The sequence below is a fragment of the Pseudomonas sp. PGPPP1 genome (assembly GCF_002255865.1).
GTDB lineage: Bacteria > Pseudomonadota > Gammaproteobacteria > Pseudomonadales > Pseudomonadaceae > Aquipseudomonas > Aquipseudomonas cremoris.
This window is the reverse complement of record NZ_NKIG01000019.1, coordinates 102,623-128,085: the sequence shown is the minus strand read 5'-3', so window position 1 is coordinate 128,085 and position 25,463 is coordinate 102,623. Positions and strand designations below refer to the sequence as shown.

Genomic DNA, 25,463 nt, shown 5'->3' with positions numbered 1-25,463 from the left:
CTGAAAGACACCATTGCTGGCTTCAAAGGCATCCTCAACGGTGACTACGACCACCTGCCAGAACAAGCGTTCTACATGGTCGGCGGCATCGAAGAAGCGATCGAGAAAGCCAAGAAACTGTAATCCAAGCGCCCGGAAACGGGCGCTCATCAGGTTGAGGCAATCAGATGGCTATGACAGTCCATTGCGATATCGTCAGCGCGGAAGGGGAAATCTTCTCCGGTCTGGTAGAGATGGTGATTGCACACGGCGAACTCGGTGACCTTGGTATTGCCATGGGTCACGCGCCGTTGATCACCAGCTTGAAGCCAGGTCCGATCACTCTGACCAAGCAAGGCGGGGAAAAGGAGGTGTTTTACATCTCCGGTGGTTTCCTTGAGGTTCAGCCGAACATGGTCAAGGTACTTGCCGACACCGTGCAACGTGCTGGCGACTTGGATGAAGCCTCCGCTCAGGAAGCCGTCAAGGCTGCCGAGAAGGCCCTGAACGAAAAGGGTGCGGACTTCGACTACAGCGCTGCTGCTGTACGTCTGGCCGAGGCTGCAGCCCAGCTGCGCACGCTCCAGCAAATCCGCAAGAAGTAAGCGGCCATGCCGTCACGCTTCAAGCGCGATTGATTAAAAAGGGTAGCCTCGGCTACCCTTTTTCTTTTTCTGCACAAAACATCTCTGGTCTGAAGACGGACCTCTCAGGATTGGTAGCCATTCATGTCTCTTGAAATCGTCATTCTCGCTGCAGGCCAGGGCACTCGCATGCGTTCGGCCCTGCCCAAGGTGCTGCACCCGGTAGCCGGCAACTCAATGCTGGGCCATGTTATCCACAGTGCCCGTCAGTTGGAGCCACAACGTATTCACGTGGTGATCGGCCACGGTGCCGATGCGGTGCGCGAACGCCTGGCCGCGGACGACCTGAATTTCGTATTGCAAGACAAACAACTCGGCACCGGGCACGCCACTGCGCAGGCGGTGCCGTTCATCACCGCCGATACCGTATTGATCCTCTACGGCGATGTACCGCTGATCGAAGTGGAAACGCTGCAGCGTCTGCTCAAGCACGTTGTGCCAGGCCAGATGGGCCTGCTCACCGTTGAGCTGGACGACCCCACCGGTTACGGCCGCATCGTGCGCAACGCTGACGGCAAGGTGGCTGCCATCGTCGAGCATAAAGACGCCAGCGATGCCCAGCGCGCCATTACCGAAGGCAACACAGGCATTCTGGCCGTGCCGGCCAACAAGCTCGCCGACTGGATGAGCCGCCTGTCCAACAACAACGCCCAGGGCGAGTATTACCTCACCGACGTCATCGAAATGGCCGTGAGCGATGGCCTGCTGGTGGCCACCGAGCAACCCCACGACCCGATGGAAGTGCAGGGCGCCAACGACCGCAAGCAGCTTTCAGAGCTGGAGCGTCACTACCAGCTGCGCGAAGGTCGGCGCTTGATGGCCCAAGGCGTGACCCTGCGCGACCCGGCACGCTTTGACGTTCGTGGCGAAGTCACTGTCGGCCGCGACGTGCTGATCGACATCAACGTGATCCTCGAAGGCCGCGTGATCATCGAAGACGACGTAGTGATTGGCCCGAACTGCGTGATCAAGGACAGCACCCTGCGCAAAGGCGTGGTGATCAAGGCCAACAGCCACCTGGACGGCGCGGTGATGGGCGAAGGTAGCGATGCCGGCCCGTTCGCGCGTTTGCGCCCGGGCAGCGTGCTGGAAGCCAAGGCTCATGTGGGTAACTTTGTCGAACTCAAAAACGCACACTTGGGCGAAGGCGCCAAGGCCGGCCATCTGACCTACCTGGGCGATGCCGTCATCGGCGCACGCACCAACGTCGGCGCTGGCACCATCACCTGCAACTACGATGGCGCCAACAAGCATCAGACGGTGCTGGGCGAAGATGTGTTCATCGGCTCGAACAACTCGTTGGTTGCGCCGGTGAAAGTCGGCGATGGCGCCACCACGGCGGCTGGTTCCACCATCAACCAGGATGTGGATAACTTGCAGCTCGGCGTGGCTCGCGCCCGTCAGCGCAACATCGACGGCTGGAAACGCCCGGAGAAAATCAAGAAAAGCTGAGTTATCCACAATCTCATCAGCAACAACTATTCAATGTGGGAGCGGGCTTGCTCGCGAATACGGTGTGTCAGACCCGGATCAGTTGACTGACACACTGCATTCGCGAGCAAGCCCGCTCCCACATTTACCCTCTGTCACTTCGAAAATTTTCTACGCCCCCGCTTGACGACCTTTCGCTAATAGGTTTTGATTGCCTTCGTTATCTTTCGAAGCGAAACTTATCATCACCATGTCGAAACGAAATACACCCCAACGGCGCCACAACATCCTGACCTTGCTCAATGAATTGGGCGAAGTGAGCGTGGACGAGTTGGCCAAGCGTTTCGAAACCTCGGAAGTGACCATCCGCAAGGACCTGGCTGCCCTCGAAAGCAACGGCTTGCTGCTGCGTCGCTACGGCGGCGCAATCACCATGCCGCAGGAATTGGTGGGTGACGCCGCTCAGCCGATCTCGGTGTACAAGCGCGCTATCGCCCGTGCCGCCGTAATGCGCCTGCGTGAACACGCCCGCATCATCATCGACAGTGGCAGTACCACGGCCGCCATGATCCCCGAGCTGGGCCACCAGCCTGGCCTGGTGGTGATGACCAACTCCCTGCACGTGGCCCGGGCCCTGAGCGAACTGGAGCACGAGCCGGTGCTGTTGATGACCGGCGGCACGTGGGACCCTCACTCGGACTCGTTCCAAGGCCAGGTCGCCGAGCAAGTGCTACGTTCCTACGACTTTGACCAACTGTTCATTGGCGCCGACGGCATCGATCTGGAGCGAGGCACTACCACTTTCAACGAACTGCTGGGCCTGAGCCGCGTGATGGCTGAGGTCGCCCGCGAAGTGGTGGTGATGGTCGAATCCGACAAGATCGGCCGCAAGATTCCCAACCTGGAACTGCCCTGGAGCAACGTCCATACCCTTATCACCGATGATCGCCTGCCGCTTGAGGCCCGCGACCAGATCCAAGCCCGCGGCATTACGCTGATATGCGCGGCAATCATCTAGGAGAAACACCATGTGTGGCATCGTAGGCGCAGTCGCTGAACGCAACATCACCCCCATCCTGATCGAAGGCCTCAAGCGCCTGGAATACCGCGGTTATGACAGCGCAGGTGTGGCTGTCTTCACCAACGCCGGCAAGCTTGAGCGCATGCGCCGCCCAGGCAAAGTCAGCGAGCTGGAGCAAGCCCTGGCGGGTGAGCCTCTGGTTGGCCGCCTCGGCATCGCCCACACCCGTTGGGCAACCCACGGTGCGCCGTGCGAGCGTAACGCTCATCCGCATTTCTCCGGCGACCTGGCGGTGGTGCACAACGGCATCATCGAAAACCACGAAGTGCTGCGCGAACAACTCAAGGGCCTGGGCTACGTGTTCACTTCGGACACTGATACCGAAGTCATCGCCCACCTGCTCAACCACAAACTCAAGGACCATAGCGACCTGACCACCGCCCTCAAGGCCACGGTCAAGGAACTGCATGGCGCCTACGGCCTGGCAGTGGTCAGCGCCAGCCAACCAGACCGCGTAGTTGCTGCTCGCAGTGGTAGCCCATTGGTGATCGGCCTGGGCCTGGGCGAAAACTTCCTCGCCTCCGACCAACTGGCCCTGCGTCAGGTGACCGACCGCTTCATGTACCTGGAAGAAGGCGATATAGCCGACATTCGCCGTGAAAGCGTGGCGATCTGGGACGTCAACGGTAACGCTGTCGAACGTGAAGCCGTGCAATACCGTGACGGCGCCGAAGCTGCCGACAAAGGTGAGTTCCGTCACTTCATGCTCAAGGAAATCCACGAGCAGCCATCGGTGGTACAGCGCACGCTGGAAGGTCGCTTGAGCCAGAATCAAGTGCTGGTCAACGCGTTCGGCCCACAAGCCGCCGAGTTGTTCGCCAAAGTGCGCAATGTACAGATCGTCGCTTGCGGCACCAGCTACCACGCCGGCATGGTTGCCCGTTACTGGTTGGAAGAACTGGCCGGCATTCCGTGCCAGGTCGAAGTCGCCAGCGAGTTCCGCTACCGCAAGGTAGTGGTGCAGCCCGACACCCTGTTCGTGACCATCTCCCAGTCCGGTGAAACTGCCGACACCTTGGCCGCCCTGCGTAATGCCAAGGAACTGGGCTTCCTTGCCAGCCTGGCGATCTGCAACGTCAGCATCAGCTCGTTGGTACGTGAGTCGGACCTGACCCTGCTGACCCAGGCCGGTCGCGAAATCGGCGTAGCGTCGACCAAAGCGTTCACCACCCAACTGGTCGGCCTATTGCTGCTGACCCTGTCCCTGGGCCAAGTGCGCGGTACCCTGGCCGAGGGCGTTGAAGCCACCCTGGTCGAAGAATTGCGTCGCCTGCCAGCCCGCCTCGGCGAAGCCCTGGCCATGGACAGCACTGTGGAAAAAGTCGCCGAATTGTTCGCCGACAAGAACCACACCCTGTTCCTCGGCCGTGGCGCGCAATACCCAGTGGCGATGGAAGGCTCGCTCAAGCTCAAGGAAATCTCGTACATCCACGCCGAAGCTTATCCAGCCGGTGAGCTGAAACACGGCCCACTGGCCCTGGTGGATGACGACATGCCGGTGGTGACCGTCGCGCCGAACAACGAACTGCTGGAAAAGCTCAAGTCCAACCTGCAGGAAGTACGCGCCCGTGGCGGCCAACTGGTGGTGTTCGCTGACGAAAAAGCCGGCATGACCAATGGCGAAGGTACCCACGTCATCAACATGCCGCACATCCACGACACCCTGTCGCCGATCCTCTACACCATCCCGCTGCAACTGCTGTCGTACTACGTCGCCGTGCTGAAGGGCACCGACGTTGACCAGCCGCGTAACCTGGCGAAGTCGGTGACCGTGGAGTAACACGGCATGTCCTGGAGGCCCATCGGGCCTCCAGGTTCAGCTCGACGAAAGGATTCGACCTCAATGCATACCCCTATTTCCCCAATCAGCGACCGTTTGCACGGTCGCCGGTTTGCAGTCGCCAACAACACCCAAGGCCTCTCTGGTGCCGGCACGGTTTTTTATTACCAGGTCGACGGTGAGGCCATCTCGGGTACCTACCAGGGTGGCCGGATTCGCACCGGTCAGCAGGTAGGGCGCGTAACAGGCCCTAACACCCTCGAACTGCTTTTCCAGTGCCTGACCACGGAAGGCGAGCTATTGGCCGGCTGGTCGCAAGGAACGGTGGGCGTTGATGAGGCAGGACGTACCACACTGTCCTTCGTATGGGGTTGGTTATCCGGCGCCACGGGGGGCGGTGAGTCCCACTACGTGGAACTCGCACCTCGCCTGTATTGAGCGGGCGTTCTAAGGTACAAACTCCACTTTCAGCCCCCGACTAACACTGCGTCCCTGATCATCACTGACCCGCAACCGGTACTCCCCCGACTTGCCCGGCCGCCAATTCAGCGTGGCTTGCGGTGGGCCCTGACCGATCAAGGTTTGATCAGCGAACCAATACAGCATCGCCGCATCGCTGGCCGCGTTGGCAGTCAGCGGGATGCTTTCCTGCGGTTGAGACAAGCGCAGTTGATAGCTCACTTGCGTCAGCGGCGAACGGATTTGCGGCGCTTCGCTCTGGTCGCTGAGGCGGTTGGGCTGGCAGTTTCTCATCACATTGGGCGGCGTGCGTCGCGGCAGCCCGGCGGCACGGTATAGGCGTTGCACGTCGCTGGGCCAGAATTCGAAAACCTCCTCACGGGTGTATTGCGCCTCGAACGGCGGGCACGCCGCCTTGCCTGTGCGTGTGTCGATCAATACCGGGCGGTGCAGATTGGACACGCGAATCGGTGAGACACCGGGGATGTACCAGGTCTTGCGGGTTTGCGGACACCAACGGTTGGGCAAGTCGCCGGAGGCGGCACAGACGTCGATGCGTACCAGCCCGGCCGGTGGCTTGTCGGGCTTGATCACCACGTTGGGCAAGGCCAGGGGCAGGGCGTCGGCGATACGGAAGAACAACGGTGCGGCGGTCTTGGCGCCGATGAACGCAGGGTTTGGCCGGCCATCAAAGTTGCCTACCCAAACCACCAGCACGTAGGGGCCCACCAGGCCTGCACTCCAGGCATCGTGGAAACCCCACGAGGTGCCGGTCTTCCACGCGGTGCGCCAATGGCGGCCCGGCAAGCCATCCGGGCGCGGGTTGCGACGCAGCATGTCGCGCACCATAAAGGCCGCCTGGGGCGTGAGCAGTTGCGCCCCAGTGGATTGCGGCTGCTCCTGCACATAGCGCAATGGCCGTAGATGCCCGTCGCCGGCCAGCATCACATAGAGTCGCGCCAGTTCCTCGGGTGTCATCTCGCCGCCGCCCAGGGCCAGGGCCAGGCCGTAATGGCTCTCGTCACGCAGGCCTTTGATACCGGCGCGTTGCAGCAGGCCATACAACGACGGCGACTTCACCTGGCTGGCCAGCCACACGGCCGGGATATTGCGACTACGGATCAACGCATCCCGCGCTGTGAGGGGGCCGACAAAACTGCCGTCGAAATTTTCCGGCTGAAAGTAGCCGAAGTTACTCGGCAAGTCCTTGAGGATGCTCATGGGGTGGATCACCCCTTGGTCCAGCGCCAGCCCGTACAGGAACGGTTTAAGCGTCGAACCCGGCGAGCGCCGTGACAGCACGCCGTTGACCTGGCCGTGGATGCTTGTGGATAAGTAATCCGCAGAACCCACGAGTGCCTTGACGCTCTGGTCACGGCTGTCGATCAGGATTGCGGTGGCGTTTTCCACACCGGTGCTGCGCCGCTCGGCGATAAAACCTGTGATCAGGCGCTCAAGCAGCTGCTGCAATGGCAGGTTGATGGTGCTGTTCAGTTCGTTGCCGGACTGGGACGCCAGCAGTTGTTCGCTCAAATGCGGTGCCAGGAAGGGGATCTGCTGGCGGTTACGGGCCTCCAGAGGCAAGTCCAGCAAACTGTCGTTACGCGGGTCTTGTGGATAAGTCTCGCGCCAGTCGGCCATCAAGCGCAGCCGCGCGTTTTGCAGCGAGGGCCCGAAGCGCGCACGTCGTCCCGGCTGCTGGGGAATCACCGCCAGCGCCAGCGCTTCGGACAGCGACAACTGCGCCGCAGACTTACCGAAGTAAATACGACTGGCCGCCTCGGCACCTTCGATATTGCCGCCCATGGGCGCCAGGTTCAGGTAGGCCTCAAGGATGTCGTGCTTGCTGTAGCGCGCTTCCAGCCACAGCGCCAAGGCCATCTGTTGCAACTTGCCTGGAACCTGGCGCGTGTTCAGATCCCACAAGCGCCGCGCCAACTGCATGCTCAAGGTCGAGCCGCCCTGGCGTTGGCCACCGCTGTAGGTAGCCAAGGCTGCGCGCACCAACGCCGGGGGATTCACCCCTGGATGCCAGTAGAAATTGCGGTCTTCCTTGAGCAACAAGGCTTCGACCAATGAAGGGGATATCCGCTCCAGCGGTAGCCACAGACGGTATTGGCCGTCATCCGCCAGCGTCATGCGCAGCAGCGAACCGTCGTCGGCCAACACCACCCGTGATGAGGTCACGGCGTTTTCCAGCGGGGCATGCGGCCACAACCGCAACCCCGCCAGCAGCACCGCCGCTGCAAGCAGCGGCGTCAGGCGTTTAAGGCTTGGTAATTTCAAGCTGGCCTACTTTGCCGCGCCCTTGCAGGGTGGTTTCGTACATGCCTTCGGCGTAGGCCGGTGGCGTATTGAAGGTGCCTGCGTTGGTGGCGCGCACGCGGTAGACGAAGGTGCCTACATCGCGCAGTGCAGTGCCGTACAACACCACGCGATCATCGCGAACGTCCACGTAATCCGGCTGCCAGTTGCTCAGCTCGGTTTCGCCGATGGGCGCTTGCCAGGTGTCTTCTTCCTGGTTGTCCTCTACGTAGTCGGACTCCTCACCTTCACTTTCGTCAGTGCTGGCTGCTTCCGGCTCCGCAGGCAAGTTATACACAGGCTCGACGCCTCCCGGCAGCAGGTCGACCACGGCCACTTGCTGCACTTGGTCACGGTCGGTGGCCCGCAGGCGCAGGCGCACCAGGAACTCATCGCCTACGGCCACCTTGTTCACCGGCTCGCCCTTGAGGTCGAGGTATTCGTGCACGATTTCCAGGCCATTGGTGATCGGCTTGAGCTTGGTGCCCTTGTCGAAACCGGCTTCGCTGAGCATGTAGAACGCCGCAGGGCCGTCGGATTTTTCCATCACCAGCTTTTGCGTGGCGCTTGGTACGGCAGCGCGAGGCGGTTGGCCGGCCATTTCCAGCAACTGTTGTTGCTTGTCGCCAAGCCAAGCGGTGGCCTTGAGGGTCATGTCGCTTTGCGCACGCTGGCCATAGTTGTCCAGAGCCCGCAGCAACAGCGCGGCCGACAACGAGTTGTAGCGTTGCTCGTTGAGGCGCTTGCCGAGTTTATCCAGCAGCGCCGTGGGCACATCGTCCATCAGCTCCGGGAAATGCCGCGCCAGCAGGTGCAGGTGTTCGGCGTCGCGCACCAGCGGGTCGTAGTACAGGCCGTCGCTGTCCCACTTATCCACAAGGGAACGCCACGGGATTTTGCGGAACAGGGCATCGGCCTGGCGGTCCTGCTTGAGCAACTTGTAGCTGGCGGCCAAATAGGCGGCGCCCAAGTCGTTTTGCCAGGTGTCCTTGAAGTAGCTCTCGTAACGCTCGCGGATATCGCTCAAGGCACCGCTTACCAGAATCCCCTGACGGCTCAGCAGGTAACTGGCGTAGGCGCGATTGCGCAATTCCGACAGCCCCTCACTCGGGCCGTTGGCCAGGTCTGTCAGATACGCATTCGAGCGCACCAGCAGGTCTTCCGGTACTGGCAAGCCGCGTTCCTTGGCTTCGATCAAGAAGTCGGTGGCGTAGAGGCTGGCGTACGGCGCTACATCCGGGTTGGCCGCCCACAAACCAAAGCCGCCTGCCTGGTTCTGGCGTTGACGCAGCATGCGCACGGCACCGGTGAAGGCTTGTTCGGCTTCTGGTGCATTGCCGCCCCAGATCAACGCCGGCATGGCTTTGGACACCAATTGCTCGGTGCAGGCATAGCCGTAGTCATCCAGGTAATGCTTGAGGCCGTTGGCCCATACCAGCGGTGAGGCCGCGACGCCCAGTTGCACGTCACGCAGTTGGCTGAACAGCTCGCGGGTGGGTTTCAGCTCTTTGCTGGCGCTGTCGAAGCGGCCCAGGCTCAATGCCACGCGATGCTCACTCAGAGGGCGGATCGAGGTGGTTTCCGCCACCTGGATGCGCTTGCCATCGGGCAGCACTGCGACAAAACGCAGGTCCGCCGAACCCAGGGTTTCACCGACCTTGATCTTGAACTCGGCAGTGCCTTCCTTGCGCGGTTGCAGGGATAGGGTGCTGCCTTTGTCGCCCTGCACGTTCAGACCGTCGCTGGTCTGCAGTTCAAACTTCACATCTGCCGCCGCGTCGAGGTTGCTGAACACCCCGGCGCTCACGTTGAACACATCTCCTGGCGCCACAAAGGCGGGCACGTTTGGCGTGATCACGATCGGCCCACGCACTTCGGTGTTGGCTTCGCTGACACCGACGCTGTCGTTGTCCACCGCCACGGCAAACAGGTGCAGCTTGCCGTTGAAGCTGTCTGGCACTTGGTAATGCAGCACGGTTTCGCCGGCCGGCAGGTCCACCAAGCCGGACCACCAGGCCACCGGCGGCTGGTGTTTACGCTTGAATGGGTTCAGGTGATTGGCCAGGGCGCCTTCCGTATCGCCACCGGGCGCTGCCCCACTGAGCAGTCGGCTGAATTCCGGCAGGATCAGGTCAAGGATCTGACTGGTGCCTACTTCCAACGCACGTTTCTGGAAGAAGAAGCCCAACGGGTCCGGTGTCTGGTAACGCGCGACTTGCAGGATGCCTTCGTCCACCGCGTACACCACTGCGCGGCCTGGGCGGTCAGCGTTGACCTTGATATCCAGCATCTGCCCCGGCTCGATCTTCGCCGGGCCTTCAACTTTCAAAGCCATGCGTCGCGCATCCAGGTTGATGCTGAACGGCACCACGCCGTAGGACAGCGGGCTCATGTACACCTCGGCCGAGCCCATGTCCCGCACAAACTGCACGTTGACGTAGGCATTGCCTTCAAGCCCCGCAGGCACGCGGATGTGTTGCACGCTGTTGGTACTGTCGGCCTTGAACCACTGCTGGGTGTAGACCTTGTCGCGCTCAATGGTGATCAAGCCGGCACCGGTGTACGGCGCACGAATGCTGATCGCAATCTCGTCACCCGTGGCGTAGCTGCGTTTATCCAGGCGCAGTTGCAGTTCGGCGTTGCGCTCGAGGGAGCGCGAGGTGTTGCCGCGCCCGGCCACGCTGTAGTCGATCTGGTTGAGCAGGTTGCCGTTGGCATCCTTGAGTTGCAGGGTGAAATCCCCCGGGGTGCCGGTATTCAGCGGCTGCTTGGCGCCTTCCTGGGTCATCACCAGTGGGGAAGCCGGCTGGCTGATGTTCTTGATGCGCGACTCGTACTTGTAGGTGCCGTTGGATTGTTTCACCAGTACCGACACGTAACGGTGCTCGACCACTTCAGTGGTCAGGCCGTCCACCGACAGTGGCGACAGGTCTGGCGCGACGGCCAGCCATTGCACCTGACGCGGCGCATCCTTGGCCACGTACGACAGCGAATCCTGACTTTTCACACCGACCAGGTAGGGCGCGGACGACACCAGCAACGCACTTTGTGCTGCCACATTACGACCGCCTTCGGCTTCGAATACCTGGGTCATTACCTGCAGGCGATAGGTGCTGTTGGCGAAGCGTTGCAGGTTGAGGTCGAGTACGGCCTGGCCTTTGTCGTCGACGGTGGTCTCGGCCAGGTCTTCGGTGCTGGCGTCTTCCAGGGAATCGTTGAGGCGGAAACGGTAATCGGGGTAGCGGTCGAATGCCGCGAGCGTTGGGCTCAAGGACATCTTCGCGGTGACACGCCGGCCGGCCGCTGGCGCGCCGAACAGGTGCATCGCGGTGACTTTGGCTACCACTTGGTCCGGTGGAATCCAGCCCTGCACAGGGGTGTCATGCAGGCTCAGGCTGACCTTCATGCGGTCTGGTTCAAAGTCGCGGACCTTGAAACTCACGCTGCCCAGGTCGGTGCGGGTCTGTTTTTGACCAATCAACTGCAAGGTCGCGGTGTAGTCCCCGGCGGGTGCGACTTCGCTGCTGGGGAAATCAAAGGTTTCGAAACCGCTGGCGGACAGTTTCAGTGGTTGGCGAATGACTTCGAGGCCGCGCGGGTCGGTGATTTGCAGCTCAACCGGCAGGCCTTGCAGGGCACCTTTCCAATTACCGGTGCGCACGATCATGCCCAGGTGTGCGGTTTCACCGGGTCGGTACAGGCCACGGTCGGTAAACAGGTAGGCGCTGAGGCGATCGATCGCACCGTCTTCTTCCAAACCGCCGACGTCAAAACGCGACAAATCCAGCTGCTGGGACTGGCGGGCAATCGGCAGGAACGACTGGTCGTTACCGCGCGTGACTACGTACATCAGCGGTGTTTTCTCACGGCGTAGTTCATCCAGCTTGGCGAAATGCGCATGGCCTTCGGCGTCGGTGCGGCCGCTGCTCACCGGCAAACCGTTGCGGCCAATGATGTCGACCTGTGCATCAGACACGGGCGAACCGTTGCCGATAGATTGCACAAACACATCATGGCTACCGTCGCTGGAGCGCTTGGCAATGATGCCGAGGTCGGTCACCACGATGAAACGCAGGTCGCTGGTACTGCTGCGGTCGTATTCGAACGTGCGCGGGGCCGGGTCGTCCTGCGGGCTGAGCTTGAGCACGAAGATGCCGCGCCGACCGCCGTTGGCGGTGAGGTAGTGGCTCAAGTCCACATTGTCGTACACGGTTTTTGCCGGGTCATTGGAGGACAGCGCAATATCCAGCGACTGACGTTCAACCATACGGTCGAAGTACTCGTTGCCAAAGTTCGGCCGGGCAAAGCTGCCACTGCTCTGGTCCACCAGGTGCTGCAATTGGTTAGGCAGCAGGCGAGCGATTTCCACATGGGCACCGGGTACGCCACGGGCCATGAAGCCCAGGCGTTTTTCGCCATTGAGGCTGAGCAACGCGCCGTCAGACAAGAACTGCAAGGTACGCGGATAGGCCGGCATGCTGATCAGCGACGCTGTAGGATTCTTCGCCAGATAGCCGCCGATGGCTTCGAGGTTGGCAGGAACGCGCACGTAGATAGCACGACCGGCCGGCGCCTTGAACTTGAAGGCGTGCAAGGTGTTCAGCGGTTCCACGCTGGGCACGTGGGTCAGGTTGACCTTGGTGCTGCGGCTGAGCAGGGCGTCATCGATGTCGTTGCTGTTATAGGGGCGGGTATCGTCCTGGGCTTTTTCCGGCAGCAGCCAGGCTTGCACCTTACCGGCGATGGTCTCGTCGGCCACGGCGCTGGAGCTGCTGAACATCAGTACCGGTTCTGGCTCGCCGCGTTCGTTGTCGACAAAGCTCACTTCGGCACCGGTAAACGTCAGGCGATAGCGACCGGGGACGGTGACTTCCGCCACCAACGGCGCGGTACTGGCATTGCCACCGTCGCGGGCCTTGATGCCTTGGTCGAGTTTGGCGCTGACGGGGGTGCTTTCCAGGGGGGTAGCCAGCGCAGCGGAACGAACGTAGGCGTTCAGTCGCTTATCGTCGAACGTGATTTCCGGACGGTTCGGCAACTGGGCGTCGCGGTACGCCAGGCCTTTGCCGAGGGTTACCGACACGCGTTTGCGTAGGCTGTCTTCATCCACCGGATGGGAAAAATGGAAGGTCGCTACCAGCTGTTTCAGCGTCGGGTTGGTCGGGTCTTGATACAACTCGTTTTGCGCCAGCGTGGCGCGGAACGGCTGGGTGGAAAACTGGCTGCTGTATTGGTTGAGCAGTACGCCATCGGCCAGCAGGTTTTTCTTGGCCAAGTCGAGGGTATACCCGGTGTCGATGGGCCAATCTTTGTCCGGAACGAACAGCAGGGTACGGTCATCCGACCAACGCCAAGTGCCAGCCACAGTGGGTTTGAGGGTGATGCCTTCGGTTACTGGCTTGCCAATCGCTGCCAGCGGGGCCACGGACTCGGCGAAGCGCACCTGCAAGTTATCCACAACCGGCGTCGGCTGGGTGTAATCGGTGAGGTTGGGCTTGTGCAGCGAATAACCCACGGTGTGAGGCTGCGGCAGGTTGGTGTACCAGTGCCAGCCGTAGAACCCGGCGGCGGCCAGCAACACCAGGCCCACTATGCCTGCTCCGGTCTGACGCGGATAAGCACGGGCTTTATGGCCCAGGCTTGCCAGGCCGTTGCCGATAGCACGCAGCCAGAACGGCGGATGCCACTGGCCAAAGACGGCTCCCACCACAGTCAGTAACGCGCCGACAATGCGGCGGCTGATCGCTTTGAACGAGTCGAACATGGTGAGCATCCCTGGCTAAGTGCGGCGTATCTTACACGCGTCTTTGATACAAATTTTCAGGTTTCAACGCAAACCTATGTGGGAGCGGGCTTGCTCGCGAAGGCGGTGTGTCAGCCTACTTATCAAGTGGCTGACTCACCGCCTTCGCGAGCAAGCCCGCTCCCACATTTTGATCTTTACCCGACCTGACAGTGATGGTGTCAGGTCCACCAATACCGCACCAGATGGAAGAAGATCGGCGCCGCAAAACACACTGAATCCAGCCGGTCCAGCATGCCGCCGTGCCCTTCGATCATATGCCCCCAGTCCTTCACGCCCCGGTCGCGCTTGATCGCCGACATCACGATGCCGCCGGCAAAGCCCAGCAGGTTGATCAACAGCGCGATCAAAAACGACTGCCAGGGATTGAACGGTGTGGTCCACCACAGCGCCGCACCGATCAGGGACGACAGCAGGATGCCGCCGACGAAGCCCTCCACGGTTTTGGAGGGAGACAGGTTGGGCGCGATCTTGTGCTTGCCGAACAACTTCCCACACACGTACTGGAGTACGTCCGACAGTTGCACCACGATCACCAGGTAGGCGATCAACAGCAGGTTACGGCCCTCGTAGCCGGGGATGTCGAGAGTGAGCAGGGCAGGCACGAAAGACACGCAGAACACCGCGATCATCAGGCCCCACTGCACTTTCGAGGCGCGTTCCAGGAAGTGCGTGCTGTCGCCGCCCAGCGAAGCGAGGATCGGTAGCAGCAGGAACACGTACACCGGGATGAAGATTGAGAACAACCCGTACCAGTCCGAGTAGATCAGCAGGTATTGCAGCGGCAACGCCAAGTAGAACGCGGCCACCAGCGCCGGGTAGTCGCTGCGGCGGGTGGGGGTGAGGGTGAGAAATTCACGCAGGGCGTAAAACGACACCGCGTAGAACAGCAGGATCACCGCGCCGGTACCGAGCCAGAAGGCGATGCCGATGACCACCACCATCACCCACCAGGCGTTGATGCGGGCGTTGAGGTTGTCGATCACCGCATTGGGCGTGCCCCGGGTGCGCAGTTTGAGGATCAGGCCGATCAGCGAGGCGAGCACCAGAATCGCGCCGATGCCGCCGAACAACATTATGGTCTGGCTGTGCATATCAAGCGTGCTCCGGGGCAAGGGCGAGCAGGGCATCGCGGCTGCGGGCGAGGAACACGGCTTTGTCTTCGCCCTCTTCCAATTGCAGCGGTGCGCCGAAGCTGGTGGTGCACAGCAAGGGCAGCGGCAGTACGCGGCCCTTGGGCATGACCCGGTTGAGGTTGGCGATCCACACCGGGATCAGTTCAGCCTGTGGGTAACTTTTGGCCAGGTGATAGAGCCCGCTTTTGAACGGCAGCAGGCCGTCTTCCAAGTTGCGCGTGCCTTCGGGGAAGATGATCAGCGAGTCGCCGCCCTCCAACGCGTCGAGCATCGGCTGCAAGGGGTTATCCACAGGGTCTTTACGTTCGCGGTCGATCAGTACGCCATTGAACACGCGGTTGATGATGTAGCGGCGCAGGGCGCTTGTGTTCCAGTAGTCGCTACCGGCCACCGGGCGGGTGAATTTGCGTAGGTTTTGTGGCAACGACGCCCACAGCAGCACGAAATCGCCGTGGCTGCTGTGGTTGGCGAAGTAGATGCGCTGCACCGGCACCGGCGCGCAACCTAGCCATAAGCTGCGGGCGCCAGTCACGGTGCGGGCCATGGAGGTGATCAGCGTGGCAACCACGGGTTCGAACATGGGAATTCCTTATCCGGCGAAAGGCAGCCAAGGGCTGGCAAGGATCACGCACAAGGTCAGCAGCGCTTGCGCGCCGAGCAGCCAAGCTTGTTTACGCAGCAGTTTGAGGGCGCCGCGACGGCGTTCTGCCCAAGGGCGACCGGCACGTTTGGGCGATTGTAGACCCAGGGTTTGCATGGCTTGGTCGAGGTCAGCGGTGCGCTCGATATCGCGCGCGAGCAGGGCGAACAGGTCCGCATCGAAGGCCACGCGCAGCGCCCAATACTTTTGCAGCAGCCCGAGAATAATCATCCACAGGGCCAGCAGCAGGCAGATCGTGGAAATGCTCGCCAACAAGAGTTGTGCGAGGCCGAACAATACGCCGAGCAAAGTCAGGCCTGTGGATAACTGATCCAGCGAACGGCCTCGACGCAGCAGGCTGGCGACGACCTGGAGTTCCATATCAGCGGGCATGGGGCAAACCCTCCAACGCTTTGCGGTGAGCAGGATGCAGGACCACATCGGCCCGCGCTGTACGAATAATAGTCAGTGCTTGCTCCACCGTGGTGGCGCGGTCGGTATGCAGCAACCAGGCGGCGACGGCGGTGGCACTGCGTGAATAGCCAAGGGCGCAGCACACCAGCAGCGGGCCGTGTGAGCGCAGCCGTTCGATGGCTTGGGCGGCGTGCAGGCATTCAGTGGTCGTGGGCGCGATCAGGTCCAGTACGGGAATGGATTGATAGGCACGACCCTGTGGATTAATCGGCAGTTCGGCGCAGAGATCGACAATTGCCTTGAAGGGTTCCTGCTCTCTCGTCGTAGGAATACGCCCGAGCCAAACGTTATCCACAATCCTGTCGGGCTGTGGATGCTTGCGTGTCCACAGGCGTGAGTTAATCCAGGCAGCCGCCAGATAGGGCGCATACAGCCAGCGCGCCGCAGGGGTTAGCCGACCGTCAGTACGTTTCTGAAAACCCGAGGCGCCGAGTACGAAGTAGTTGGCCTTGATCAACGCCAGGGAAACCGCGGGCCACAGTATCCACAGCCACGCGCCGCCCAGTACAAAGGCGAGGATCACCAGGATCAAGGCCCCCAGCCCGTAGCGCACTCCGATCTTCCAGCGTTGCACATCCCCTGTCAGGCGCGCATTCAATAGCGGGCTTGGGTGCTCCACCGGCCACAACCACACACACAGCCAACCGGCGAGGGCGCCTGTGGGTAAGTCGATAAAGTGATGTTGATAAGTGGTCAGCACCGATATGCCGATCAACGCGAACCAGCCGTGTACCAGCCAACGCCACACGCCCTGGGTATGGCGTTGGTACATGACCCACAGGATCACCAACAACGCGATGTGCAGTGATGGCGCCTGGTTGAAGGGTTTGTCGAACCCTGCCAGCACCGCAAACAGCCAACCGAACACGCCATCCAGCTCCGGCCGCTCGAAGGTGAAGCGCAGCGGCCAGATCAGGAAGCAGCTCACCGCGATCACCTGCGCGCTCAGCAGGCGCAGCGCATGTTGCTTCAACTCATGCCGGGTGTTCGGCAGCAGCAGGGAGAACCCGTAGAGCAGGTCGATGGACCAGTAGGGCAAGATGGTCCAGGCCAGGAACGGCATATGGGTTTCCCAGCCGAACACCATCGTGCCGACGTCGCTGCGCTGGCTGGTGACCCAGGTGGCAAAACCGTAGGTGCTGAAAAACAGCGGCGCCAACAGCAGCAGCCAGAGGACCGCTGGTTTCAATAAGCCGGGTTCGCGCATGTTCAGATCTTCTGTGCCAGGGACACGGTGAAAATGCCCCACTCGTCCACCCGTTGAGTGATCTTGCGGAAGCCGGCGGCCTCCACCAGTTGATCCATTTCTGCCTGGCTGCGGCGGCGCATCACCCAGGCCTGGCCTTGGCGATGGCTGGTCAGCGCGCGGGCGATCAGCTCCAGTTGCGGGTGCCACGGCTGGCCGGTGTAGACCAGATAACCGCCAGGCTCTACTGCTTCGGCCAGGCCTGCCAGCGAACCACCGACCATTCCGTTATCGGCAAACAATTCATACAACCCGGACACCACCGCCAGCGTCGGCTTGGGTTCCAGCGCTGCCAGATCCTGGCGATCAAACGCGTCGCCTTTGACGAACTGCGCGATATCCCCCAGGCCTTTCTCGCGAATCAGCGCGCCACCGTCGCGCACGTTGATGTCGCTGTAGTCGCGTAGCAGGATCGACTCCGGCAGCGGCGAAACGCCCTGCAAGGCTTCGAGAATGTAGCGCCCGTGACCGGCGGCGATATCGACAATGCGCACTTCGCGACCATCCGCGCGCAACTTGGCCATGGCCAGGCGCAGCAGTTCCTCGACGTTCAGCTTGCGCTGGCGAATGCCACGCCAGCCGATGGAGTTGAGGTAGTTGGTGTCGATCATCCGCCCCAGCCCGCCCTTGCCGGTGGGGGTGTTGCGGTATACGTAGTCCAGGGTGCTCCCGGAATCGAAGCCGGTGTCGAAGCCCAGCTTCACGCCGTCCGACAGATTCTTGCCCAGACCCATGCTGGCGCGGGTCAGGCGCCAGTACAGGTCGCGCAGGGAGTTGCGCGGTAGCGGCGCGGCGAGGGCTTCGGACTCGGCGCAGGTGGCGCCGATTTTGTCGGCATCCAGCAACGAGGCGCGGTCTAGCGGGTGCTCGAAGTTTTGCAGGATAAAGCGCCTGGCACTGCTCACGGCGGTGGCGCGGTCGCGTTCGCCCAGAGTGTCGTGGAAGAAACCGGGAAGAATGTGCAGCTCTTTTTTCAGGCTGCCGAGGCGGTCGAAAAATTGCTGCTGGGGTTTGCGGTGCACCACAAAGTCCGAGCCGGAGATGAGCAGTTGGGTGGGTACCTGGATCGCCTGTGCATCGGCCACAACCCGGTCGGCGGCTTCGTACAGCCCCAGCAGCACATTCACCGAGATGGCCTTGGTGATCAGTGGGTCATTGTCGTAGGACGCCACGCGCTGCGGGTCATGGCTGAGAAACTTGGCCTTGACGTAACTGTTGACGAAAAAGTTGCCGCGAAACTTGCGCATCAACGCCAGGCCCGGCCGGGCAAACGGTACGTACAGCTTGACCTTGAACGCGGGAGAAGCCAGCACCAAGGCGCGGATCTTCGGTGCGTAATCGTGCACCCAGGTCGCGGCGATGACGGCGCCGACGCTTTGCGCGATAACCGCGAAATTATCTTCCTCGATACCATAGGCCGCGCCGATGTGGTCGCAAAAGGTCTGCACGTCGCGGGCACTGGTGGCGAAGCTTGGGCTGTCACCGCGTTCGCCGGGAGATTGGCCGTGGCCGCGGGCGTCCCACGCGAAAAAGTCGAACTGCGGCAGGTCCAGCTCATCCACCAGATGGGCGATGCGCCCCGAATGCTCGTGGCCGCGATGGAACAACACGATCGCCTTGCGCGGCCCGTCACCCGCCGTGGCCGGCCAGTGCCGGTAGAAAAGCTCGACGCCATCATGGGTACTGAAGGTGTGCTCTTGCTGTTCGCGCATCGCAAAATCCTTATGCAGTCGGTGAGGTGTGTTCTTCTTTGAGGCCCTGGCGCACTCGGTTGACCAGGGTGTAGGCGAGCAGGGCAGCCACCAGCCACATCACCCCGTCGACCCAACCCGCGCCCAACCAGCCCAGTGCTACACCGGTGGCCAGCACGCCCAGCACGAACGCCCGGTCACTCTTGCCCATCGGCCCGTCATAGCGGCGGGATGCGCCCACCATTGGCCCCAGCACGCCGGCGTATTCGCTGAACACCGCCAGCAGCGCCACCAGCAGCACTGGCGCCAGGCTGGCGTCGGGGATCAGCGCAAAGGGAAGGATCAGTGCGCTGTCGGCGATCACGTCGCACAGTTCATTGAGGTAGGCGCCCAGGCGTGACTGCTGGCCGAATTCCCGGGCAAGCAAGCCATCGATGGCGTTGAGGGCCATGCGCAGGATCATCCACAGCGGAATCAGCGCAAACAGCCACAGGTGTTGGGCGAAGCTGGCGATGAGCAGGCCCACCAGCAGGGAAATCACACCGGCCAGCACCGTGATTTGGTTGGCGGTGGTGCCGTTGTCGTAGAGGCGCTGCACCAGAGGTCGCAGCAGGTTCTGAAAGCGCGGCTTGAGCTGATAGATCGAGATCATGGGGAGTGACGTTTCCTTGTCCGTGGACCCGCGAAAATCTGGCCTGGAGTGTGCCGATTATTCGGCGCCTTCACCAGTGATGGCACGTGTTTATGGGGGGTTGGTCACGCTCTTGGGCACAACAATATTCCTCTGTGGGAGCTGGTTTGCCTGCGATGGAGGCGTGTCAGGCGACCTATTAGCGATTGGGCTACCGCCATCGCGAGCAAGCCCGCTCCCACAGGGGATCTGAGTTGCATTCAAAAGCTGTGTTTATCGGACAAAAATTTCACGCCCCGTGTTATATCGTAACTAATTGTGTGTTAACGGGCGTTGAGTGGATGCAAGTGGATCTGGAAGCTGACGGCGCTTCGGTGGAAGGCCTTCCGCGTTTTCAACAGGGGGTGTTTCACGCCCGTCGATTGCGCCAAGCGGGCATCAGTCTGACGGTGCTGGCCGTTGCTGGCTGGGTGCTGGCGTTGTTTGTCGCGCTGTTTGCGCCGTTGTCGATCTGGCCGGTGGTGTTGATCAACGGTGCATCGGCGTTGCTGGTGCTGGTGGCGGGTTTGCAGTCGGCGTGGTGGGTAGCGGATTGGCGCGCCCAGGCGCTGGAAGAACCGGCGGTTGAAGCGCCGATTGAAGGTTCGGGCCGCTACGCGCGCCTTCTGGAGGGCTTTGGCAAGCAGATCGGCGCGCCGGTGTTGTGGCTTGGCGGTTGGTCGCTGCTGGCGCTGGTCAGCATTATCGAGTTCTGGAACCTGGCGTTACCTGCCGCGCCGTTGGGTCAATCGGCAAGCATCGGTGCTGCGTTGGCATTGGCGCTGGCCTTCGGTTTGCTGGTGTTCGAACGTCGCCTGGCCCAGGAAACCGCTGCCCAATGGCCCGAAGCCTCACAACTGGCGCAATTGAGCCGGGTGGCGATTATCTGCTCGGTGGTCAGTGCGATTTGCCTGTTGTTTGCCGGTGCCGAGTCCGTGTGGCCGCTGCGCCTGGCGGTGCTGATCGGCGCACTGCCTGCCCTGGTCGCTGTGGAATTCTTGCTGCGGGCTGTGCTGTCGCTGTTCAGCCCGCGCCAGCCACGCCTGGAACCACGCCTGATGGCGCAAAGCTTTATCGCCGGGCTGCTGCGCTGGCCGCCGCAACCCTTGCTTGCCTTGCAGCACGAATTGCACAACCGCTTCGGCATCGACCTGCGCCAGATCTGGGCGTTTACCTACATGCGCCGCGCGTTCCTGCCGGTGTTGCTGGTGGTGCTGGCGGTAGGTTGGGCATTGACCGGCGTGCACGAAGTGCCCCTGCAAGGGCGTGGGATTTATGAGCGCTTCGGCAAACCGGTCGAGGTCTTCGGCCCCGGCCTGCACGCCGGGCTGCCATGGCCATTGGGCCGTGTAATCACTGTGGAAAACGGCGTGGTGCATGAGTTGGCCACCAGCGTCAGCGAAGCTGCCGCCCCGGAGCTGGCGCCCGCTGAAGGCCCGGCGCCGCTGATCGCCAATCGGCTGTGGGACGCCAGCCATGTGAATGACAAATCCCAGGTGATCGCCAGCAGCAGCGGCGACAAGCAGAGTTTCCAGATCGTCAATATGGATGTGCGTTTCGTCTACCGCATTGGCTTGACCGACAAAGCCGCGCTCGCCGCCACTTATAACAGCGCCGATGTGCCAACCCTGATCCGCAGCACCGCCAGCCGCATCCTGGTTCACGATTTTGCCTCGCGCACCCTCGACGAGTTACTCGGTGAACAACGCACCAGCCTCGCCGATGAAATAGGCCGAGCGGTACAGGCGGATCTGCAGAAACTCGACAGCGGTGTAGAGATCCTCGCCACCGTGGTCGAAGCGATCCACCCACCGGCCGGTGCCGCCAATGCCTATCACGGCGTGCAAGCGGCGCAGATCGGCGCCCAGGCCCTGATCTCCCGCGAACGCGGCGCGGCCAGTGAGCAAACTAACCAGGCCTTGCTGCAAGCCAGCACTGCCCGCGACCAGGCCACGGCCACCGCCCGCGAAGTGAATGCCGGCGCCCAGGCGGCCGACCTGCGTTTTGCCGCCGAACAAAAGGCCTATGCCACCGCTGGCAAGGCCTTCGTGCTGGAACAGTACCTCGGCCAACTCAGCCAGGGCCTGGCCCACGCCAAGCTGCTTATTCTGGATCATCGCCTGGGTGCCGACAGCGCACCGACGATTGATCTGCGTTCTTTTACTTTGCCGGCCGATCCTTCGGTGCCGCGTAAAGCCGTTCAATAAGGAGTCTGTCTGTTGAGCGCTCATTCCCACGATCACGGTCATCATCATGGCCATCACCACCATCATCACTGTGACGAACACGCCGCCGGCCCGTTCCCTTGGCGGCGCATGGCCTGGGCGGTGTTGCTGGTGCTGTTTGCCGTCGCCGCCGCCAGCCTGGTGCAAGTGCGCTCTGGCGAGGCCACGGTGATCACCCGTTTCGGCAACCCGTCGCGGGTACTGTTGGAACCGGGCCTGGGCTGGCGTTGGCCGGCGCCGTTCGAGGCGGCGATTCCGGTGGACTTGCGGCTGCGCACTACTTCCAGCGGTTTGCAGGATGTGGGCACCCGCGATGGCCTGCGTATCATCGTGCAGGCCTACGTGGCGTGGCAGGTGCAGGGCGATGCCGACAACGTGCAGCGCTTCATGCGTGCGGTGCAGAACCAGCCGGACGAAGCGGCGCGGCAGATCCGCACCTTTGTCGGCTCGGCGCTGGAAACCACGGCGGCCAGTTTTGACCTATCCAGCCTGATCAATACCGATGCCAGCCAAGTACGCATTGCCGATTTCGAAGCCCAGTTGCGGCAGCAGATCGATCAACAACTGCTCACGACGTATGGCGTGCGCGTGGCTCAAGTCGGTATCGAACGGCTGACGTTGCCGTCGGTGACCCTCACCGCCACCGTCGACCGCATGCGCGCCGAGCGCGAGACCATCGCCACCGAACGCACCGCCGTGGGCAAGCGCGAAGCGGCGCAGATCCGTTCGGCGGCTGAGCGCGATGCACGCATTGTGCAGGCTGATGCCACGGTGAAAGCCGCCGACATCGAAGCGCAATCGCGAGTGGAAGCTGCGCAGATCTATGGCCGTGCCTACGCCGGCAACCCGCAGCTGTATAACCTGCTGCGCTCGTTGGATACCTTGGGCACCGTGGTCACGCCGGGCACCAAGATTATCCTGCGCACCGACGCTGCGCCGTTCCGCGCCTTGGTCGACGGGCCGAAGGACGTCCAGCCATGATCGAGCGTGACAGCCCGGACAGCCCCTGGATCCAGGCAGGGCGCCTGACCTTCCTGGCGCTGTACGCGGTGACGGTATTGGCGGCGTTGGCCTGGGCGTTTTCCAACGTGCGCCAGATCGACCCGCAGAACCGCGCGGTAGTGCTGCACTTCGGCGCCCTGGACCGCATCCAGAATGCCGGGCTGCTGCTGGCCTGGCCGCAGCCGTTTGAGCAGGTGGTGCTGTTGCCGGCGGCAGATCGGGTGATCGAGCGGCGGGTGGAGAACCTGCTGCGTTCCGACGCGGCAGTCCAGGCCGACCGCGTGGCTACTTTCGCCACGCCGCTCAGCGATGCCCTGGCCGGTTCCGGTTACCTGCTGACCGGCGATGCCGGGGTGGTGCAGCTGGATGTGCGGGTGTTCTACAAGGTCACCGAGCCGTATGCGTTTGTGTTGCAGGGCGAGCATGTGCTGCCAGCGTTGGATCGCCTGGTGACCCGCAGCGCCGTGGCGCTCACGGCGGCCCGCGATCTGGATACGATCCTGGTGGCGCGGCCCGAGCTGATCGGCAGCGACAACGGCGCCGCCGAACGTCGGGAACGCCTGCGCGGCGACCTGGTGCAAGGCATCAACAAGCGCCTTGCACAGCTGACTTCCAGCGGCTTGGGTTTGGGCATCGAAGTCACCCGTGTGGATGTGCAATCAAGCCTGCCAGGCCCGGCGGTGAATGCGTTCAACGCGGTGCTGACGGCCAGCCAGCAGGCGGATAAAGCCGTGGCCAACGCCCGCACCGACGCCGAAAAACTCACCCAGACTGCCAACCAGGAAGCCGACCGCGTGGTGCAAGTGGCCCACGCCCAGGCCAGTGAACGGCTGGCCAACGCCCAGGCGCAAACCGCGACCGTGGCCAGCCTGGCCCAGGTGAAAGACCCAGGCTTGCTGCTGCGCCTGTACCGCGAGCGCCTGCCGAAGATTCTCGGCCAGGCAGGTTCCGTGACCACGGTCGACCCTAAAGACGACTCCCGCTTGATCATCCAGGGAGCCGAGCAATGAGCGCACCCATGTTGACCTCCGCCGAGCAGCGTAGCGCTGCGCGGCAATTGACCCTGGCCATGCTGGCCTTGGGGTTGCTGGTGCTGGGCCTGGTATGGCGCTGGCTGGCGCCGGACCAGACCGGTGTGAGCCAGCTGCTGCTAGGTGTCGCTTCGTTGCTGGTGGCAGTTCCGGTAATGCGCTCGGCCTGGTACAGCTTGCGGTTTCCCAGCTTGCACGGCATCACCGACCAACTTATCGCCCTGGCCATGTTGGGCGCCTGGGCCACCGGCGATCTGCTGACCGCCGCGCTACTGCCGATCATCATGATCTTTGGCCATGTGCTGGAAGAGCGCAGCGTGATCGGCTCCCAGGAGGCTATTCATGCGTTAGGCAAACTGACCCGCAGCCATGCGCGGTTGGTGCAGGCCGACGGCAGCATTGTTGAAGTGGACAACGGCACGCTGAACACCGGCGATGTTGTCGAGGTGCGCGCCGGCGACCGAGTGCCCGCCGACGGTGTGGTGCTGTCGGGGCAAGCGAGCCTGGACACCGCGCCGATTACCGGTGAGTCGGTGCCGTTGGAAGCCAGTGTGGGCGTGCAGGTGTTTGGCGGGGCGATCAACCTTGATGGCTTGTTGCGTCTGCAAGTGACACGCACCGGTAACGAGTCGACCCTGGGTAAAGTCATTGCGCTGATGCAGAACGCCGAGCGCTCCAAGCCCCCGATCACCCGGCTGCTGGAGCGCTATGCCGGCAGTTATATGGTGTTGGTGTTGCTGTTGGCGGCGGTCACTTGGTTTGTGACTAACGACGCGCAAGCGATGCTCGCCGTGCTAGTGGCGGCGTGCCCGTGTGCATTGGTGTTGTCGGCGCCGGCTACCGCAATTGCAGGGATTGCCGTGGCAGCGCGCCATGGCATTCTGATTCGCAGCTCGGCGTTCCTGGAGGAACTGGCAGACCTGACGTCCCTGGTGGTCGACAAGACCGGCACCCTGACATTTGGCACGCTGCGCCTGCAATCGGTCGAAACCACCGTACCGGACCGGCAGGTGTTGCTCAACCTGGCAGCCAGTTTAGGTTCGGCCAGCAGCCACCCGGTCAGCCGGGCGTTGGCGGGGTTGGCGACGCAGGAACAAATGCTGGCGTTGACCGACATCCGCGAACGCCAGGGCCTGGGCGTGGTGGCACAGACCGAGGACGGCGAAGCGGCACTGGGGCGGCCGGAGTTGTTCGAACAATTGGGCATCGTCACCACCCCTGTCCCGAACCATGACGGCCCGATTGCCGGTTTGGCGCTGAACGGAGTGTTTCTCGCCTGGTTGCTGCTGGCCGATAGCGTCAAGCCGGAAGCCCGCCAGGCGCTGCAAGAATTGCGTGAGCTAGGCCTGGGTCGCCAGTTGCTGCTCACCGGCGACCGCCAAAGTGTCGCCGACAGCCTGGCGTTGGACGTGGGCATCAGTGACGTCGAAGCCCAAGCGTTGCCGGAAGACAAGCTCAACCGGGTGCTGGGTGAAATCGACAGCGGCTTCCGGCCCATGGTGGTGGGCGACGGCATCAACGATTCGCTGGCGCTCAAGGCCGGTGTGGTCGGCGTAGCCATGGGCGCGGGCGGGGCAGACATCGCGTTGGCCTCGGCAGACGTGGTGTTGATCGGCAGCGACCTGCGGCGCCTGGGCACGTGCGTGCGTTTGAGTCGCCAGTGCCGTCAGACGTTGCAGGTCAACGTGATCATTGGCTTGGGGTGGACGTTGGCCATCGTTGTGTTTGCCGCGTTTGGCTGGCTAGGGGCGGCGGGCGCGATGATTGCGGCGGTGTTGCATAACCTCAGCACCTTGCTGGTACTGGGTAATGCCGGGCGTTTGCTGCGCTTTCAGGAACCGCTTTTAAAGCTGGAGGAATAATTTTC

General features: G+C 62.2%; 18 protein-coding genes. 10 read left to right on the top strand and 8 right to left on the bottom strand.

Annotation, left to right across the window (positions count from 1 at the left end; genetic code table 11):
• The 6 genes from CFE47_RS20575 to CFE47_RS20550 all read left to right on the top strand — a co-directional run.
• On the top strand, positions 1-123 hold a 123-nt coding region (locus CFE47_RS20575), incomplete at its 5' end, for a hypothetical protein (RefSeq protein WP_286819779.1).
• 44 nt (positions 124-167) lie between these two features.
• On the top strand, positions 168-584 hold the full coding sequence (locus CFE47_RS20570; protein ID WP_003177061.1) for a F0F1 ATP synthase subunit epsilon: 417 nt from the start codon (positions 168-170) through the stop codon (positions 582-584).
• A gap of 123 nt (positions 585-707) precedes the next feature.
• Positions 708-2,075, top strand: coding sequence for a bifunctional UDP-N-acetylglucosamine diphosphorylase/glucosamine-1-phosphate N-acetyltransferase GlmU (gene glmU, locus CFE47_RS20565; protein ID WP_185709606.1), 1,368 nt, complete (start codon positions 708-710; stop codon positions 2,073-2,075).
• Positions 2,076-2,304: 229 nt separating this feature from the next.
• The gene (locus tag CFE47_RS20560) at positions 2,305-3,072 is read left to right on the top strand and encodes a DeoR/GlpR family DNA-binding transcription regulator (protein ID WP_286839923.1); all 768 of its coding nucleotides are present in this window, start codon (positions 2,305-2,307) and stop codon (positions 3,070-3,072) included.
• Positions 3,073-3,082: 10 nt separating this feature from the next.
• A complete protein-coding gene (gene glmS, locus CFE47_RS20555; RefSeq protein ID WP_286839921.1) occupies positions 3,083-4,915 on the top strand; it encodes a glutamine--fructose-6-phosphate transaminase (isomerizing) in 1,833 nt (610 codons plus the stop codon).
• Between the two features lie 63 nt (positions 4,916-4,978).
• On the top strand, positions 4,979-5,353 hold the full coding sequence (locus CFE47_RS20550) for an avidin-fold protein (protein WP_286839917.1): 375 nt from the start codon (positions 4,979-4,981) through the stop codon (positions 5,351-5,353).
• Positions 5,354-5,362: 9 nt separating this feature from the next.
• On the opposite strand, the gene pbpC is transcribed toward CFE47_RS20550, so the two are convergent.
• The 8 genes from pbpC to CFE47_RS20510 all read right to left on the bottom strand — a co-directional run bounded on the left by pbpC (position 5,363) and on the right by CFE47_RS20510 (position 19,320).
• Complete coding sequence (pbpC, locus tag CFE47_RS20545) at positions 5,363-7,660, bottom strand: penicillin-binding protein 1C (RefSeq protein WP_286839915.1); 2,298 nt, start codon at positions 7,658-7,660, stop codon at positions 5,363-5,365.
• Entirely contained in the window at positions 7,641-13,442 is a 5,802-nt protein-coding gene (locus CFE47_RS20540) for an alpha-2-macroglobulin (protein ID WP_286839912.1), read from the bottom strand. The genes pbpC and CFE47_RS20540 overlap by 20 nt, the downstream gene beginning before the upstream one ends.
• 200 nt (positions 13,443-13,642) lie before the next feature.
• Positions 13,643-14,575, bottom strand: coding sequence for a phosphatidate cytidylyltransferase (locus tag CFE47_RS20535; protein WP_286839909.1), 933 nt, complete (start codon positions 14,573-14,575; stop codon positions 13,643-13,645).
• Position 14,576: 1 nt separating this feature from the next.
• Complete coding sequence (locus tag CFE47_RS20530; protein WP_286839908.1) at positions 14,577-15,197, bottom strand: lysophospholipid acyltransferase family protein; 621 nt, start codon at positions 15,195-15,197, stop codon at positions 14,577-14,579.
• Positions 15,198-15,206: 9 nt separating this feature from the next.
• A complete protein-coding gene (locus tag CFE47_RS20525; RefSeq protein WP_286839906.1) occupies positions 15,207-15,650 on the bottom strand; it encodes a hypothetical protein in 444 nt (147 codons plus the stop codon).
• A complete protein-coding gene (locus CFE47_RS20520) occupies positions 15,640-16,938 on the bottom strand; it encodes a phosphatase PAP2/dual specificity phosphatase family protein (RefSeq protein ID WP_286839904.1) in 1,299 nt (432 codons plus the stop codon). Before CFE47_RS20520 ends, CFE47_RS20525 begins: the two co-directional genes overlap by 11 nt.
• A gap of 2 nt (positions 16,939-16,940) precedes the next feature.
• On the bottom strand, positions 16,941-18,689 hold the full coding sequence (locus CFE47_RS20515) for a bifunctional alpha/beta hydrolase/class I SAM-dependent methyltransferase (protein ID WP_286839902.1): 1,749 nt from the start codon (positions 18,687-18,689) through the stop codon (positions 16,941-16,943).
• Positions 18,690-18,699: 10 nt separating this feature from the next.
• Positions 18,700-19,320, bottom strand: a complete 621-nt coding sequence (locus tag CFE47_RS20510) for a CDP-alcohol phosphatidyltransferase family protein (protein WP_286839899.1) — start codon at positions 19,318-19,320, stop codon at positions 18,700-18,702.
• 320 nt (positions 19,321-19,640) lie between these two features.
• Here CFE47_RS20510 and hflK (CFE47_RS20505) point away from each other — a divergent pair, with 320 nt between their 5' ends.
• Genes hflK (CFE47_RS20505) through CFE47_RS20490 form a run of 4 tightly spaced genes read left to right on the top strand, consistent with a single transcriptional unit; the run spans position 19,641 to position 25,458 of the window.
• A complete protein-coding gene (hflK, locus tag CFE47_RS20505; protein ID WP_286839897.1) occupies positions 19,641-21,545 on the top strand; it encodes a protease modulator HflK in 1,905 nt (634 codons plus the stop codon).
• A 9-nt stretch (positions 21,546-21,554) separates the two neighbouring features.
• A complete protein-coding gene (gene hflC, locus CFE47_RS20500; RefSeq protein ID WP_286839929.1) occupies positions 21,555-22,544 on the top strand; it encodes a protease modulator HflC in 990 nt (329 codons plus the stop codon).
• The gene (hflK, locus tag CFE47_RS20495) at positions 22,541-23,575 is read left to right on the top strand and encodes a protease modulator HflK (protein ID WP_185709594.1); all 1,035 of its coding nucleotides are present in this window, start codon (positions 22,541-22,543) and stop codon (positions 23,573-23,575) included. Before hflC ends, hflK (CFE47_RS20495) begins: the two co-directional genes overlap by 4 nt.
• Positions 23,572-25,458 (top strand): cation-translocating P-type ATPase, encoded by a 1,887-nt coding sequence (locus CFE47_RS20490; protein ID WP_286839894.1) that lies wholly within the window; start codon positions 23,572-23,574, stop codon positions 25,456-25,458. The genes hflK (CFE47_RS20495) and CFE47_RS20490 overlap by 4 nt, the downstream gene beginning before the upstream one ends.
• Positions 25,459-25,463: the final 5 nt, after the last annotated feature.

Bases quoted from the DNA above. Each gene is read 5' to 3' on its own strand.
- hflK (WP_286839897.1), top strand. From the start codon at position 19,641: ATGCAAGTGGATCTGGAAGCTGACGGCGCTTCGGTGGAAGGCCTTCCG.
- glmU (WP_185709606.1), top strand. From the start codon at position 708: ATGTCTCTTGAAATCGTCATTCTCGCTGCAGGCCAGGGCACTCGCATG.
- CFE47_RS20520 (WP_286839904.1), bottom strand. From the start codon at position 16,938: ATGCGCGAACCCGGCTTATTGAAACCAGCGGTCCTCTGGCTGCTGCTG.
- CFE47_RS20550 (WP_286839917.1), top strand. From the start codon at position 4,979: ATGCATACCCCTATTTCCCCAATCAGCGACCGTTTGCACGGTCGCCGG.
- CFE47_RS20540 (WP_286839912.1), bottom strand. From the start codon at position 13,442: ATGTTCGACTCGTTCAAAGCGATCAGCCGCCGCATTGTCGGCGCGTTA.
- glmS (WP_286839921.1), top strand. From the start codon at position 3,083: ATGTGTGGCATCGTAGGCGCAGTCGCTGAACGCAACATCACCCCCATC.
- CFE47_RS20570 (WP_003177061.1), top strand. From the start codon at position 168: ATGGCTATGACAGTCCATTGCGATATCGTCAGCGCGGAAGGGGAAATC.
- CFE47_RS20525 (WP_286839906.1), bottom strand. From the start codon at position 15,650: ATGCCCGCTGATATGGAACTCCAGGTCGTCGCCAGCCTGCTGCGTCGA.
- CFE47_RS20515 (WP_286839902.1), bottom strand. From the start codon at position 18,689: ATGCGCGAACAGCAAGAGCACACCTTCAGTACCCATGATGGCGTCGAG.
- CFE47_RS20535 (WP_286839909.1), bottom strand. From the start codon at position 14,575: ATGCACAGCCAGACCATAATGTTGTTCGGCGGCATCGGCGCGATTCTG.
- hflK (WP_185709594.1), top strand. From the start codon at position 22,541: ATGATCGAGCGTGACAGCCCGGACAGCCCCTGGATCCAGGCAGGGCGC.
- CFE47_RS20490 (WP_286839894.1), top strand. From the start codon at position 23,572: ATGAGCGCACCCATGTTGACCTCCGCCGAGCAGCGTAGCGCTGCGCGG.
- CFE47_RS20560 (WP_286839923.1), top strand. From the start codon at position 2,305: ATGTCGAAACGAAATACACCCCAACGGCGCCACAACATCCTGACCTTG.
- CFE47_RS20530 (WP_286839908.1), bottom strand. From the start codon at position 15,197: ATGTTCGAACCCGTGGTTGCCACGCTGATCACCTCCATGGCCCGCACC.
- CFE47_RS20510 (WP_286839899.1), bottom strand. From the start codon at position 19,320: ATGATCTCGATCTATCAGCTCAAGCCGCGCTTTCAGAACCTGCTGCGA.